This window comes from Candidatus Rokuibacteriota bacterium (assembly GCA_030647435.1).
In the GTDB taxonomy this organism is placed as follows: domain Bacteria; phylum Methylomirabilota; class Methylomirabilia; order Rokubacteriales; family CSP1-6; genus AR37.
The window spans coordinates 19,642-34,021 of sequence record JAUSJX010000078.1; the positions used below are offsets into that span (position 1 = coordinate 19,642).

Annotated in this window: 13 protein-coding genes; all 13 read right to left on the reverse strand. The window is 69.9% G+C overall.

Going from position 1 to position 14,380, the window contains the following annotated elements; all coding sequences use genetic code 11:
* Positions 1 to 3: 3 nt before the first annotated feature.
* A complete protein-coding gene (locus Q7W02_14040; protein MDO8477286.1) occupies positions 4 to 780 on the reverse strand; it encodes an ABC transporter permease in 777 nt (258 codons plus the stop codon).
* Positions 777 to 1,565: an ABC transporter permease gene (locus Q7W02_14045; GenBank protein MDO8477287.1), complete on the reverse strand. Its 789-nt coding sequence runs from the start codon at positions 1,563 to 1,565 to the stop codon at positions 777 to 779. The genes Q7W02_14040 and Q7W02_14045 overlap by 4 nt, the downstream gene beginning before the upstream one ends.
* A complete protein-coding gene (locus Q7W02_14050; protein ID MDO8477288.1) occupies positions 1,562 to 2,599 on the reverse strand; it encodes an ABC transporter substrate-binding protein in 1,038 nt (345 codons plus the stop codon). The genes Q7W02_14045 and Q7W02_14050 overlap by 4 nt, the downstream gene beginning before the upstream one ends.
* A 73-nt stretch (positions 2,600 to 2,672) precedes the next feature.
* Positions 2,673 to 3,161, reverse strand: a complete 489-nt coding sequence (locus Q7W02_14055; GenBank protein ID MDO8477289.1) for a (2Fe-2S)-binding protein — start codon at positions 3,159 to 3,161, stop codon at positions 2,673 to 2,675.
* Positions 3,158 to 4,027, reverse strand: coding sequence for an FAD binding domain-containing protein (locus tag Q7W02_14060; GenBank protein MDO8477290.1), 870 nt, complete (start codon positions 4,025 to 4,027; stop codon positions 3,158 to 3,160). Before Q7W02_14060 ends, Q7W02_14055 begins: the two co-directional genes overlap by 4 nt.
* A complete protein-coding gene (locus Q7W02_14065; protein MDO8477291.1) occupies positions 4,024 to 6,369 on the reverse strand; it encodes a xanthine dehydrogenase family protein molybdopterin-binding subunit in 2,346 nt (781 codons plus the stop codon). Before Q7W02_14065 ends, Q7W02_14060 begins: the two co-directional genes overlap by 4 nt.
* A 239-nt stretch (positions 6,370 to 6,608) precedes the next feature.
* Positions 6,609 to 7,283 (reverse strand): hypothetical protein, encoded by a 675-nt coding sequence (locus tag Q7W02_14070; protein ID MDO8477292.1) that lies wholly within the window; start codon positions 7,281 to 7,283, stop codon positions 6,609 to 6,611.
* Between the two features lie 71 nt (positions 7,284 to 7,354).
* Positions 7,355 to 8,044, reverse strand: a complete 690-nt coding sequence (locus tag Q7W02_14075) for a Crp/Fnr family transcriptional regulator (GenBank protein ID MDO8477293.1) — start codon at positions 8,042 to 8,044, stop codon at positions 7,355 to 7,357.
* 26 nt (positions 8,045 to 8,070) lie between these two features.
* Positions 8,071 to 8,922, reverse strand: a complete 852-nt coding sequence (locus tag Q7W02_14080) for an ABC transporter permease (protein MDO8477294.1) — start codon at positions 8,920 to 8,922, stop codon at positions 8,071 to 8,073.
* Positions 8,923 to 8,924: 2 nt separating this feature from the next.
* Positions 8,925 to 9,896, reverse strand: coding sequence for an ABC transporter permease (locus Q7W02_14085; GenBank protein MDO8477295.1), 972 nt, complete (start codon positions 9,894 to 9,896; stop codon positions 8,925 to 8,927).
* Positions 9,897 to 9,898: 2 nt separating this feature from the next.
* Complete coding sequence (locus Q7W02_14090) at positions 9,899 to 11,242, reverse strand: MmgE/PrpD family protein (protein ID MDO8477296.1); 1,344 nt, start codon at positions 11,240 to 11,242, stop codon at positions 9,899 to 9,901.
* Between the two features lie 7 nt (positions 11,243 to 11,249).
* Positions 11,250 to 12,818 carry an ABC transporter substrate-binding protein gene (locus Q7W02_14095; protein MDO8477297.1) on the reverse strand — a complete coding sequence of 523 codons (1,569 nt, stop codon included), beginning with the start codon at positions 12,816 to 12,818 and terminating at the stop codon, positions 11,250 to 11,252.
* 4 nt (positions 12,819 to 12,822) lie between these two features.
* Positions 12,823 to 14,337 carry an argininosuccinate lyase gene (gene argH, locus Q7W02_14100; protein MDO8477298.1) on the reverse strand — a complete coding sequence of 505 codons (1,515 nt, stop codon included), beginning with the start codon at positions 14,335 to 14,337 and terminating at the stop codon, positions 12,823 to 12,825.
* Positions 14,338 to 14,380 lie beyond the last annotated feature (43 nt).

Below are 14,380 nucleotides of genomic sequence, written 5' to 3' on the forward strand. Positions count from 1 at the left end.
CCGTCAGTGCTGGAGGAACACTCGCCCGAGCCCCAGGTAGCGATCGGCAACCCAGACCGCGAGGAAGGTGGCGAGGATGAAGAGGGACGAGAGGGCCGCGATCGTCGGATCGGTGTAGTTGACGACGTAGGTGAACATCGCGACGGGCAGGATCTCCGTGACCCGGTTCGAGATGAACAGCGACACGACGAATTCGTTCACCGAGACGACGACGGCGAAGAGCGCACCGGCGAAGAGGCCGGGGCGGAGCAGCGGCAGGGTGACGCGGCGGAAGACCCGCCAGGGCGTCGCGCCCAGGCTCGCCGCCGCGCGCTCGAGGGCGGGGTCGAGGTTGCGTACGCTGACCCACACCGAGCGCACCACGAAGGGCAGCACGAGGGCGACATGGGCGGCGATCAGGACGCTCCGGCTCCGGAGCAGCCCGAGCGAGGCGGCGAGGATGAGGAAGCCGAGCCCCGCCGCCACCCCGGGCACGACCAGTGGCGAGAGCAGCGCCGCCGCCCAGAGGTTCCGCCCGCGCAGCCGCGCCCGCTCAAGCGCCAGCGCCGCCAGCGTTCCGATCGGCAGCGCGAGCGCCACCGCCCAGGCTGTGACGAGCACGGTGTTGAGCGCGGCACGCTGAAACTGCGGGTACGTCAGGACGTTCACGTACCACCGGAGCGAGAAGCCGGCGGGCGGGAAGGACAGGATGGCGGTCGGGTTGAACGACACCGCAATCACGACCGCCGTGGGCAGGGTCAGGAAGGCGGCGAGAGCCAGGACGACCAGGCGCAGGCTCACGCCGCGCGCCCCGCCGTCAGCCGGCCCAGCCCGACCAGCAGCGCCAGCGTCAGCGCCAGCGAGAGCATGGCGAACGCCGCGGCGCCGGGCCAGTTGAAGGAGTCGAGCCCGAGGTCTTTCACGACGTTGGCGATCATCTTGACCTTGCCGCCGCCCAAGAGCTCGGGCGTGGCGAAAGCGCTGAGCGTCCACGCGAAAACGATGAGCCCGCCGGAGACGATGCCGGGCATGGACAGCGGCAGCGTCACCCGCCAGAAGACGCGCGCGGGGCCCGCCCCCAGGCTTGCCGCCGCGCGCTCGTACGCCGGGTCGATGTGGCTCAACGCGGCGGCCAGGACGAGGATCATGGACGGCATGGAGAAGTGGACGAGGCCGACGAGGACACCGCGCTCGGTGAAGAGCATCGGCACCGGCCAGGTGACGACGGCATTGCCGAGCACGAGCACCCAGGCGTACGTCCGCACGATGGCGCCCGTGAAGAATGGGGCGAGCGTGAGGATGAGCAGCGCCGAGCGAGCCCGGCGCGACGGCGTCCGCGCCAGCGCGTAAGCGACCGGGTAGGACAGCACGAGGGTCAGGAGCGTCGTCGCCGCGCTCAGGAGCACCGTGTCCCACACGGTGTCCAGGTACTGCGGGGCCAGCACGCTCCGGAAGTTGGCGAGCGTGAGCCCGCCGGGCCGGAGCGACCCCGGGATGAACTCGAGGAAGCTCCACCGGAACAGCGCCCCGAGCGCCGCCGCGAACACGGCGAGCACGACGACGGCCGGCGCGAGCAGGAGCTTCACTTCTTGACGATGTTCGCCGTGAACCACTCGCGCCAGGCCGGCAGGTTCTTGGCCCGCACCTCGTCGTTCATGATGTAGCCGCGCTCCTTCCACTGGGCCGGCGTGACGAAGATGCCGGGCTGCCCGGCGAGGCTCGGGGACACGGAGGCGCCCGTGTTGACGGGACCGGCCCTGAGCGCCTTGACGAGTTCCGACTGGATCTCCTTGGAGAGGGTGAAGTTGATGAACTGGAGCGCGGCATCCGCCTTCTTCGTGCCGGCCATCACGGCCATGGTGTCGATGCCGACGATGCCGGGGTAGTCCCTCGGCTGGACGATCTTGACGGCGATGCCCTGCTCCTGGAGGTGGTAAGCGTTGACCGAGAGCATGACCTGCACGGGCGCCTGGCCGGTCTTCATCAGGTCCTGGCTCTGGGCGTCCGTCGAGTAGAAGGCGGCGATGCTCGGCTTGAGCTGCTTGAGCTTCTCCTCGCCCTTCTGCCAGGTCACCTCGTTGCCGCCTTCCATCAGCGCGGCGATCGTGATGATGTGCGAGGGGTCGAAGTCCGGCATCGCGATCTTGCCCTTGAGCGCCGGGTTCCAGAGATCCGACCACTTCGTGATCTCTTCCTTCACGAGGTCGGGGCGGTAGACGACGGTGTAGACGTACGCCCAGGAACCCAGGTGGTACTCGCTCCGGAAGGCCTCGCGGGCGATCTCCTTCGAGTTGGGGATCTTCGCCATGTCGAGCTTCTCGTAGAGCCCGTCGGAGATGTAGAGCCGCGCGACATGGGTGGTGGTGAAGTTCAGGTCCACCAGCGGGCTGCCCTTGGCGACGCGGGCCTTGGCCAGGCGGTCGATGGTCCCGCCGACTTCGAACTCGACGGGGATGCCGGTCTTGGCGGTGAAGGGCTTGGCCACGACCTTCTCGACGGTGTCCTTCCAGTTGCCGCCCCAGATGCTCACCACGAGCGCATTCTGCGCCGAGGCCGCGGAGACCAGCAGCGGGACGGTGAGGAGCGCTACGAGGGTGCCGGTGAGGACGCGTGCGCGCATGTCATTGCCTCCTGGTGAGAGCTCTGGGCCCGGGGCCCGGGAACCGCAGTCTGCCCGACCTCATCCCTGTCCGTCAAGGCCGCGGCCCGGCGCCGGCGAGGGCGCGCGCGGCTTCGGCGATGGCCTCGACGATGAAGTGATACCCGGTGCAGCGGCAGAGGTGGCCCGCCAGCATCTCCCTGATCTCACCGTCCGTCGGCGCGGGATGCTCCTTCAGGAACGCGCAGGCGCTCATGATGATGCCCGGCGTGCAGTAGCCGCACTGGAGCCCGTGCTTGGCCGCGAAGGCCTCCTGGATGGGATGAAGCGCTTCGCCGGGCGGCGCGACTCCCTCGATGGTCGTCACCTCGTGGCCGTCGGCCTGCGCCGCCAGCATGAGGCAGGCGCGCACGGGTAGGCCGTCAAAGAGCACGGTGCAGGCGCCGCAGACGCCGGGCTCACAGCCGACGTGAGTGCCAGTCAGGTCGAGATTTTCACGTAAGAGGTCGGCAAGGGTCGAGCGCACGTCCACGGCTTGCTCGCAGTCCGTGCCGTTCACCTTCACGCGGACGGCCCGCTTCATCGCGACTTCCCACAGCGCGAAAGCGCCGCCACGAGCACGCGCTCGGCGAGAGTGGCGGCGACCTTCTTCCGGTAGTCCGCTGAGGCATGCAGGTCGCCGTCAGGCGAGAGCGCCGCCGCGGCGGCTTTCGCGGCCTCGACGACGCGGGCGGGCGTCGGCTCCCGGCCCATGAGGGCGGCCTCTCCCGGCGCGCCCCTGACCGGTGTCCCGCCCACGCCGAAGAATCCCAGCCGCGCGTGCGACACGGCCCCGGCGCTATCCAGGGCCAGCACCGCCGCGCAGCCGACCAGCGCGAAGTCGCCGTGCCGCCGCGCCACCTCGGCAAAGCCCCAGCCGGCGCCCTCGGGAGGCAGCTGGAAGCGCGCGGAAGTCGCCAGCTCGTCGGATTCGAGCGAGGTGGTCAGCGGGGCCAAGTAGAGCTTGTCGGCCGGGATCACGCGCTCGCCGCCCTTGCGGCGCACGAGGACGGAGCCGTCGAGGCAGAGGAGCAACGCGGGGAGTTCGGAAGCGGGGTCAGCGTGGACGAGGCTCCCCACGACGGTGCCGCGGTTCCTGATGGGCGCGTGAGCGACCCAGCCGAGCGCCTCCGAGAGGAGCGGCGAGCCCGTCCGCGCCCAGCGCTCGAGATCGCGCTGGCGGGCAAGCGCGCCGACGGTCAGGACTCCTCCAGACTCGGCGAGGCCTTCGAGGTCGTCGCAGCGGTTGATGTCCACGAGCGCCGACGGGCGGGCCAGGCGCAGGGCAAGCATGGGCATGAGGCTCTGGCCGCCGGCCAGGATCTTGGCTTCGTCACCGTAGCGCCTGAGCGCCTCGACGGCGTCGGCCGCGCTCGACGCGGCAACGTACTCGAAGGCCGGGGGCTTCATTTCCCCGCCGCCGACCCGAGGAGGTCCAAGACCACGGAAGGCCCGAGGGGAGTCCGCGTAACGCGCACGCCGAAGGGGGCGAGTGCGTCCTCGACGGCGTTGGCGATGGCGGCGGGCGGCGAGATCGCGCCGCCCTCGCCGACCCCTTTCATACCAAGGGTGTTTCTCGGCGACGGGTACTCGAGGTGGACGGTCTCGATCGGCGGCACTTCCATGGCCGTGGGCACGAGATAGTCCATGAAGGTGCCGGTCAGGAGCTGCGCCTGCTCGTCGTAGACCATCTCCTCGAGGAGCGCGCCGCCGACTCCCTGGGCGACTCCGCCGTGAACCTGCCCTTCCACGATCACGGGATTGATGACCTTGCCGCAGTCGTGGGCGACGAGATAGCGCAAGAGCCTCACGGCGCCTGTGCCGACATCCACTTCCACGTACGCGACGTGGACGGCGCTCGCGTAGGTCACGGTCGGCTGGTGCTGGTACACCGTCGCCTCGAAATCAGGCGAGACGATGCCCGGCTTGGCGAAGGTCGGGATCGCCGCCTGGATCACGCGGCTCACGGGCAGCGAGGAGGTAGGCGCTCCGCGCACCGAGACCACGCCGTCGGCGATCTCGATGTCGGCCGGCGCGGCCTCGAGCAGCGCGGCGGCGGCCTCGACGATCTTGTCGCGCACCTTGCCGGCGGCGACGTGGATGGAGCTGCCGGCGTTCACCGCGCTCCGCGAGGCGAAGGTGCCGACGCCGAAGGGGATGGCCGCGGTGTCCCCGCCGACGATCGTCACCCAGTCGAACGGGATGCCGAGCGCGTCGGCGGCGATCTGGGCGAACGATGTCTCGTGCCCCTGCCCCTGGCTGCACGCGCCGGTGGAGACGACGGCGTGCCCCGAGGCGTCGAGCCTCACCGTCGCGCCCTCGTACGGCCCGATCGCCGTCCCCTCGACGTAGCCCGAGATGCCGATGCCGCGGTGGACACCTTGGGCGCGGAGTGAAGCCTGCTCCTGCCTCAGCGCGTCGTAGCCGACGGCGGAGAGCGCGGCCTCGAGCCCCGCCTTGAAGTCGCCGCTGTCATAGACCAGCGGGTTGCCGTCGCGGTACGGGATGCCAAGCTCGTAGGGCATGTCGGCCTGGGTAAGGTAGTTCTTCCGGCGCAGGTCGGCGGGATCCATGCGCAGCTCGCGAGCCAGGCAGTCCACGACCCTGTCCATGGCGAAGACGGTCTCCGGGCGCCCCGCGCCGCGGTACGGCGCGTTCGGCGTCTTGTTGGTCACGACGCCACGGCACTCGACGTGGAGACTCGGAACGCGATGCGGTCCGAGCAGATGCGCCACGGTGTTGTAGGGCAGCACGATGCCCCAGGAGTTGTAGGCGCCGAGGTCGAGCCAGATCCTGTCGCGCACGCCGAGCATGGTGCCGTCACGCCGCGCGGCGATCTCAATGTCGTGCATCTGGTGGCGCGCGTGCCCGGCCGCCATCATGTGCTCGCGGCGGTCCTCGGTCCACTTGACCGGCCGGCGCGCGGCGATGGCGGCGGCGGGGATCAGCAGGTCTTCGGGGTAGCCGGTCGCCTTGGTGCCGAAGCCGCCCCCGACGTCGGGGGCGATGACGCGGATCTTGTGGGGCGGCAGACCGAGCGCCGCGACGAGCCCCTGCTGGACGAAGTGGACGACCTGGGTCGAGTTCCACGTCGTGAGTGAGCCGTCGCGGGCGTCCCACTGGGCGACCACGCCTCGCGTCTCGATGGGCATGCCCACGTAGCGCTGGATCTCGAAGCGCTCGCGGACTGTGACATCAGCCTGGGCGAACGCCGCGGCCGGATCACCGAAACCGGTCTCGAAGAAGACGGCGACGTTGTCGCCCCACTCCGGATGGAGGACCTGCGCGCCCGGCTCGGCGCCAGCGATCATGTCGGCGACGACGGGCAGCGGCTCGTACTCGACCTCGACCAGCTCGCAGCCGTCCTCGGCAAGCGCGCGACTGCCGGCCAAGACCATCGCCACGATCTCACCGACGAAGCGGACGCGGTCCCGCACCATGGCGAGCTGGCCCACCTGCTTCATCGTGACGTCCACCCGCGCGCCGAGCCCCGGCGGGATGGCGCCGAAGAGCGGCAGGGGCTTCATCCAGCGCTCGAGGTCGGCGAAGGCGAAGACGTGGGTGACGCCTGCCAGTCGGCGGGCGGCCTCCGTCTTCACCGAGAGGACCTTGGCGTGGCCGTGGGGGCTCCGGACGAAGGCCGCGTGGAGCAGCCCCGGCAGCTTGATGTCGTCCACGTAGCGGCCTTCGCCGCGGAGATAGCGCTGGTCTTCTTTCCTGCGGACGGAGGCTCCGAAGTATTTGGCGCCCATGGAACCGCTCGACAATACCAACACCCTGCGCTACTGTCCAGCGACCGCGGCAGTCGGCTGAATTCCCGCAGGCCGTCGAGAAGGGTCCAGATGCGAGGCGGCGAGCGCCGCGGCACCCCGAGGCGTAGTCATCACTCAGCCCTCGCCTCGGGGCTACGCCCCTCAGCTCGAACGGCCACGTACGTTGAGGGGTGCCGCGAGCTCGCCAACGAAGCAGATGGGCTCTTATCGGCGGCCTGCTAGTGCTTGTGCGACGCCGGCATCTCTCCCTTGGCCATGGCGAGGTGGTGCGGGCCGTGGTGCCCGCCCTGGACGAGCAGGCCCGCGAAGCCGAGGCCGCGGATCCGGGCCACCGTCTTGGCGTCGCTTGGATCACGGACGACCACGATCAGCCGGACGCCGTCGGGGATGGGCTCGGCCTTGGCCGACCACGCGGGCATGAGGTCGAGCTCAGCCGAATGCGGGATGACCATGTCGCGAATCGAGCGCGCCGTCCTCCCCTCGCCCGTGACATTCATCGCGAGCCCGCCCGGCACCTGGGTCGCCTTGACCGATGCGCGCAGCACCACCTCGTTCATGTCGATCAGGTGCTGGCGCAGGCGCTCCATGTCCACCTTGGACCAGTCGGTGGCGGGATCGGCCTCGAGGATCCGCACGACCTCGGCCATCGCGCCGAAAGCGTCCTGCCCCGGCATGCTCTGCCCGCCGCCTGCCGGGTGATGCTGCTGGTGCATGCCATGCGGCATGGCGCCGTGTGGCATGGCGCCCTGTGGCATTTGGCCGTGGGGCATCTGGCCGGACGGCATCTGGCCACCGGGGGGGGTCGCCGGCGGCCCCTGGGCCAAGACGCTGCCGACGACGAGGGCGGCCCCGAGCGCCGCAGATCCGAGAGCGATCACGAGGGATCTTTCCATGGCTTCCTCCTGTCGGGTCGAGTCATCAAAGCCAGTATGCCGGCAGGGGCGCGCGAAGTCTGTGACCTAGGTCACGCGGGAGCGCCGCCCCGCGCCGCCTCGGCGAGGCGCCCGGGGTCGCGGATCACTATCCCTGAGCGGCTGCGCTTGATCGCGCCGGCGCGCTCGAGCTGGGCGAGGGCACGTGAGACGAGCTCTCGCACAGTGCCGAGCCGCGCGGACAGCTGTTCCTGCGTGAGTCTGAGATCGACGATGGTCCCCGGCGACACCGGCACGCCCGACGCGGCGGCGCTCGCCTCGAGGTGGCGCGCCAGGCGCTCGGTGACCTGGCGGAAGGACAGGTCCTCGACGAGCTCGGCAAAACGCCGCACCCGTCTCGCCATGGCTTCGAGCATGGACAGCGCGACGGCCGGATGGCGCCGGCAGAGGTCGAGCACGGCCTGCCGGGGAACGAGCACGAGCCGCGTGGGCTCGACGGCAACGGCCGAGGCGATATAGCCCTGGCCGTCGAAGAGGGGCGCCTCACCGAGCGTGGCGCCCGCGCCCTCGGCGTGGAGCACCTGCTCCCGGCCGCGCGGCGAGACCTGGCGCATCTCCACCGCGCCCTCGGCGACGACAAGGAGCCCGCGGCACGCATCCCCCGCTTCGAAAGCCCGCTCGCCCTGCCTGAGAGCGCGCTGGCGGCAGCGCTGAGCGAGCCGCGCGAGCTCAGCCGCCGGGACGGAGCGAAAGTAAGCAACCCGGCGCAGCGCCGCCAGCACCGAGTCCCCTCCCGGCCTTCCCAAGCTCAAACCCCCGCCGTGCGGGCGCGCGGATCGAGCATCTCGTTGAGCGCCTCGCCCGCAAGGTTGAACGACAGCACCGTGAAGAAGATCGCCGCGCCCGGAAACAACGGCATCCACCAGGCCTGCTGGAGGAAATTCTGCGCCTGGTTGAGCATGCCGCCCCAGGAGAGCACGTGCGGGTCACTGAGCCCGAGAAAGCGCAGCGAGGCCTCGGCCAGGATGGCGGCCGGGATCTGGAGCGACCCCGCTACCACGATGGGCGGCAGCGCGTTTGGGAGGATCTGGCGGCCGATGATACGCGCGTCCGAGGCCCCGAGGCCGCGCGCCGCCACGACGAACTCGCGGTCCCCCAGCGTCAGGAACTGCGCGCGCGTGAGCCTCGCGGCCGTCGGCCAGCCGACCAGCGCCAGCACGATGACGACTAGGCGCAGGTCGGCGCCGAAGATCGCCGCCACGACCAGCACGATGAGGAACTGCGGCACCACGAGCACCCACTCTGTCACGCGCATCAGCACCTCGTCGAGACGTCCGCGCCAGTAGCCCGCCGCGGCGCCCACGGTGACGCCGATCAGCACGGCGCCTCCCGCGGCGGCGAGCCCGACGAGAAGCGAGACGCGCGCGCCATAGAGCACGCCCGAGAGGAGGTCGCGGCCGAGGTCGTCGGTGCCGAGCCAGTGCCCCCGCCCCGGCGGCATCAGGGCGCCGGCGCTCAGCGCGAAGGGATCGGCGGGAGCGACCCACGGCCCGATGACCGCGATGCACATGAAGAGCCCGGCGCCGACGAGCCCCGCGAGGCCGAGGGGGCGGCCGCGCAACGTCCGGAGAAGGTCGCCGAGCGTGCCCCGCGCCGCCACGGTTAGATTCGCTCCAGCCTGATGCGCGGATCGATCACGGCATAGGCCAGGTCCGCGAGCAGGTTGCCCACGACCACGCAGACCGACACGACGAGGAGCCCGCCCAGCATCACCGGGTAGTCTCGGTGAAGGATCGAGTCGAAGATGAGGCGCCCGAGCCCCGGCCAGGCGAAGACCGTCTCCGTGAGCACCGCGCCCGCCATGAGGTGCCCCACGTTGAGCCCGATCATCGTGACGACCGGCACCAGCGCGTTCCGGAGCGCGTGTTTGTAGATGACCACGCGCTCGGAAAGCCCCTTGGCCCGAGCGGTGCGGAGATAGTCCTGGGCCCCGACCTCGACCAGGCTCGCGCGCATGAGCCGGACGTTGAGCGCGAGATAGCGTGTCGCCAGCGTGAGCGCCGGCAGCGCCAGGTGGTGGAGCACGTCGAGGGCGCGGCCGGCGGGGCCCACTCCGAAGAGCACCCCGCGCATGCCCTGGGTCGGGAAGAGATCGAGCTTGAGCGCGAGCCCCATGAGGAGGAGCTGACCGAGCCAGAAGACCGGCAGCGAGTAGCCCACGAGGCCGACGACCATGAGCGCGTGGTCGGCCGTGCTGCCCGGCCGCCGGCCGCACGCGACGCCGAGGCCGATGCCGGCCACGGTCGAGATCAGGAGTGCTGCGGTCATGAGGAGGAGCGTGGCCCCGAGCCGGCCCGCGATCAGGTCGAGCACAGGCTCGTTGTAGAAGAAGGAGTAGCCGAGGTTGCCGCGCAGCACCTGCCCGGCATAGCGGGCGAATTGGACCCAGCGCGGCTGGTCGAGACCGAAGCGCTCGCGGACCTGCTTGACGTACTCGGGAGGTGCGGGGTAGTCGCCGACGAGGACCTGCACAGGATCGCCCGGCGCGAGCTGGATGATGGCGAAGCCCAGCACCAGCATGCCGAGGAGGAGCGGGCCGAGGCTCACGAGCCGCCGGCCGATGAACGGGAGCACGGCTAGCCGCGGAGCAGCGCCACGAGCTCCGAGAGGGCTCCCGGCGACTCGATCCTGTCCACGAGGTCCGCGGCCGCCTGGGTACGAGAGCCCAAGACGGCGCCGGCGAGCGCGAGGAATTTCTCGCGGAGTTCGGCGTCGGTGAGCGGAGCGTCCCAGTGGCCGCGCGGGATCTCGACTCGGGAAGACAAGCGGCGGCCGTCCAGGGTCTCGACCTCGACTGTTTGACGCTCGCCGTGCGCAGCCGGGTCCACCTCGAGGTCGATGCGGGTCATCAGCGAGCGGGCGGCGTGGTCCCGGAGGGCCTCGGGCGTGAACTCGTCGAGGGTGAGACGGCCGCGGAGGATGATCCAGGCGAGCGCGTAGGCCACGCTCATCTGGGCGTCGAGCACGGTGTCCACGCGCTTCGTGCCGATCATCCGACGGCTCATCTCGGAGAGGACGACCCGCACGCGGCGAATGTTCCCGGCGGTGAGCGCATGATCGGCCCGGAGCTTGAGCATGGAATCGGCGGCGCTGTTGATGCCCCAGCAGACCGGATAGGGCTTGATCCCTTTCTTCAGAATGCGGAAGCCTTCCCCCAGGTCCTTGAGCGCCGCCTGCGCATCGGCCTGTCCCGGCACATACGTCTCGAAGAGCCCACCCCAGGCGGCGTCGAGAACCTCGCGCGGGCCCGTGACACCGCGGCGCGCGAGCACCGCCGCCGTCAGTCCCGTCTCGGCTGATCTGCCGGGATGCACGCGCTTGCTCATGGCGCCGTCCGCCATGAAGGCCCACGTGCCGCCGACATAGGAGCCCGCGAGGCCGAGGGCATGCGCCGTGCCTGCGGCATCGAGTCCCATCACGCGCGCGGCAGCGGCGGCGGCGCCGAGCGCGCCGTAGACTCCGGTGGTATGCCAGCCATGGAGCGTCATGGTGTCGTAGCTCGCGGCATCCGTAAGGCGCGACGCGATCTCGTGGCCGGCGACCAAGCCGAGCAGCACGGCTTTCCCGTCGGCGCCCGTCAGCTCAGCGGCGCCCATGGCCGCCGACACCTGGCAGGCGCCCGCGTGTCCGCCGCCGCCGATATCGTCGAGCTCGCGGAGGTGGGCGTGGGTGCCGTTCAGAAGCGCCGCGGCCTGCGGCGCCGCGCAGCCCGGCATACCCCACACCGTGCAGGGACCAGTGCCGCCGAGGTCGTCACGGACCTGGCGGAGCAACACCGCTTCGGGAGTGGTCGACCCCTGGAGCGCGCAGCCGAGCGTATCGAGCAGGCAGCGGCGCGCCATCCTGACCACGTCCGCCGGCAGGCGCTCGAATGCGAGCGCGGCGACCCAGCGAGCCAGCGATTCCGAGACCGTGGGCAACGTCGGGCTACTTCCCGTCACTCACCCACACCTGGTCCCAGCGCTCGTGGGCCGAATGGCTCTTGAAGATGCTCTGGACCCGCCCCCGCGCGACGTTCGTATCGCCGTACTCGAAGAGCGGAATGACGGGCAGGTCGCGCATGAGAATCTCCTGCGCCGCAAAGTAGTATTTCGCGCGCTCCGCCTGGGTCGTCGCGGAGGCTGCCTGGCGGAAGATCTCGTCCAGCTTAGGATTGCAGTACCGCGAGACATTGGCGAACGGGGCCGGCCTGATATTGTCGCAGACATACATGCGCGCGACGCCGATCCCCGGGTCGCCGTACGTCGTGTAGTTGTGGATGTGGATGTCGAAGTCGTAGTTCTTATAAACCCTGTCGAGCATCAGGGAGCGCTCCATGGGCATTTGCTTAACGTTGATGCCGACGGAGCGGAGCTGCTGGGCAACCACCTCGGAGGCCTTGTTCGCGGCCGAGTTGGCGGGGTCGTAGACGAAGCGGAGCGTCAAGCGCTCACCGTTCGCCCCCTTGGGATAGCCCGCCTCGTCGAGGATCGCGGCGGCCTTGGCCGGGTCATAGGCGTAGATCGGCACCTTGGGGTTGTGCGCCCAGGCGAGGGTTGACGGGATCGGGCTGATCGCCGGGCGGCCCTGGCCGAAGTAGCCCTTCTCCACGAGAAACTTCTTGTCGATCGCATGCGCGATGGCCTGGCGCACGCGGAGGTCCTCGAGCGGCTTCGACTCCTTTTGGTTGAAGAAGAGTGTGACCACTTCGGGGAAGAGCATGTACTCCTTCACGACCACGCCAGGCATCGCTTTCAACCGCCCCGCCTGCTCCACCGGAAGCCAGAAGGAGTAGAGCACGTCCACCTCGCCCTTCTCGAAGGCGAGCACACGGGAGGCCGGGTTCGGCATCACGCGCAGCACGACGCGATCGAGATAGGGCTGGCCCTTCTTGAAGTAGTCGGGGTTGCGCTCGAGGACGTAGTGGCTGCCCTTGACCGCCTCCGCGATCTTGAACGGCCCGGTGCCGACGGGCTTGCGGTTGAATTCCGCCGTCGTGAAGTCCTGGCCCGCGAGGAGATGCTTGGGCACGATGGCCCCGGTATTCAGCGCGGTCATGAAGACGAAGGGGCCGAAGGGCGCCTTGAGCTTGACCACCGCCGTGTACGGGTCGGGGGTCTCGACTGCCGCGACCAGCGAATAGGACAGGCGGCCGACCGGATGGTATTTCGGCAGCACCTCGGTATAGGTGAACTTGACGTCCTCCGACGTAAAAGGCTTGCCGTCGTGCCACTTGACGTCGCGACGGAGCTTGAAGGTATACGTGAGCCCGTCGACGCTGACCGTCCACGACTCGGCGAGGTCCGGATGGTTCCGGTACTCGTTGTCGAGATGCGTCAGCCCATTGAAGAGCTTGCCCATGAGCGCCCACGCCTGGGTGTCCGTCGTGGTGCCCGGGTTCATCGTCGGCGGGTCCGCGCCGATAGCCTGCACGACCGTGCCGCCGCGGACCGGCGTCTGCGCCTGCGCGGCGCCAGGCAGCGCTGCCAGCAGCAACGACAAGACGAGCTTGAGCATGGACTTAGCCTCCGATGATCGCGTCAATGGCGGCCTCGAGCGTGCGCGCGGCCGCGGCCAGCCGCGCATTGATAGAGGCCACGGTCGCCTCGTCGGCCTTGAGGCCGTCCTCGAAGAAGGCCGCCTGGCGCAGCGATTCGGCGGGCGCGGGCCCGCCCCGCATCGTGCGCGCGGCGACGAAGCGGCCCGGGTCGAGGGCCGTCTTGATCTGCGCGGCGTCGAGGCCTGCCGGCTTGCCGTGGTAGGCGACGGCCGCCTCGTCCAGGAGGGCGGGCGTCACGCCGTCGGGCCCGACTCCCCTGTCTTCGCAGAGACGGACGAGGATGCCGACGATCTGGTGCGCCGTGCGCCAGGGCAGGTCCCGCTCGCGGCAGAGCGCGCCGGCGAGATCGGTCGCCGTCGCCCAGTGGCGCCATGCCTGCTCGCGCATGTGCTCAGTACGGATCCCGAGCGCCGGCAGCAGCTCGCAGAACCAGTCGAGGTCCCTCGCGCAATTGTCGGAGACGCGCCAGAGCGCCTCGAGGGCGTAGTAGCGCTCCGTGATGGGCAGGCCGGTCGGCCCCTTGAGCGCGTGATAGGCGGTGACGACGCAGCCTATCGCCTCGGCAGAGGCGCCCTTGACCTCGGCGGGGCCGATGACGTTTTTCTTCTGCGTCATGATGCTGGACGTGTTGCAGAAGCGGTCGGGAATGTCCACGAAGCCGAACTCGCTCGTGCTCCAGAGAATCAGGTCGTCGGCCCACTTCGCCAGTGTGTGATAGAGGAGGGCCACGGCCATCGGCACGTCCAGGCTGTCGTCCGCGTTCAGCTCCAGGATCGCGTCGGCCATGTTCTCGTGGATCGAGTCGAAGCCCAGAAGCTCGGCCGTCCGCTCGCGATTGAGCGGGAAGTCCGAGCCGACCATGATGGCGGCGCCGGCCGGGCTCGTGTTGACGCGCCCGTACACGCCGTGGAGGCGCTCGAAGTCGCGCCCGAGGTTGGCCGCCCAGGACAAGAGGAGATGCGCGAGCGTCATGGGCTGGGCGTGCTGGCCGAAGCTGTACCCGGGGAGGATCGTGTCCGTGTGCTGCCGAGCGAGCCCGATCAGCACGCGGCGCAGCGTGTTGACGCCTTCGAGGATCCGCAGCACCTTCTCCCGCTGGAGGGTGTTGATGCCGACCGAGGAGAGATCGCCCGAGCTGCGCCCGAGGTGGAGCCGTCCGCCGATCTCCTCGCCGAGCGCGCGGATCAGGTACTGCTCGCCCGAGTGAAGCCCGCCGCCCGACTTCGTCCGCGCCTCCTCGACACCGTCCTTTTCCATGCGGCGGAGCGCTTCGAGGATGGCCTTGCCGTGCTCGCGCCGGAGCAGGCCCTCCTCGGTCAGCATGACGGCCTGCGCCTTGTCAAAGGCGTGGAGCGCGTGGAACATGAGGCGCGAGCGGCCGGCGGCCAGCTTGCCGAGCTGCGGGAGCATCTCTTCGCGGAGCCTGATGCCGCCGGCGCGGAACCCGCGGTACTCGGGTGAGGGCTGCTTGAGCATGAGCGCGACTCCCTCCTTGGTGAGCCGCCGTATGATAGCAGTC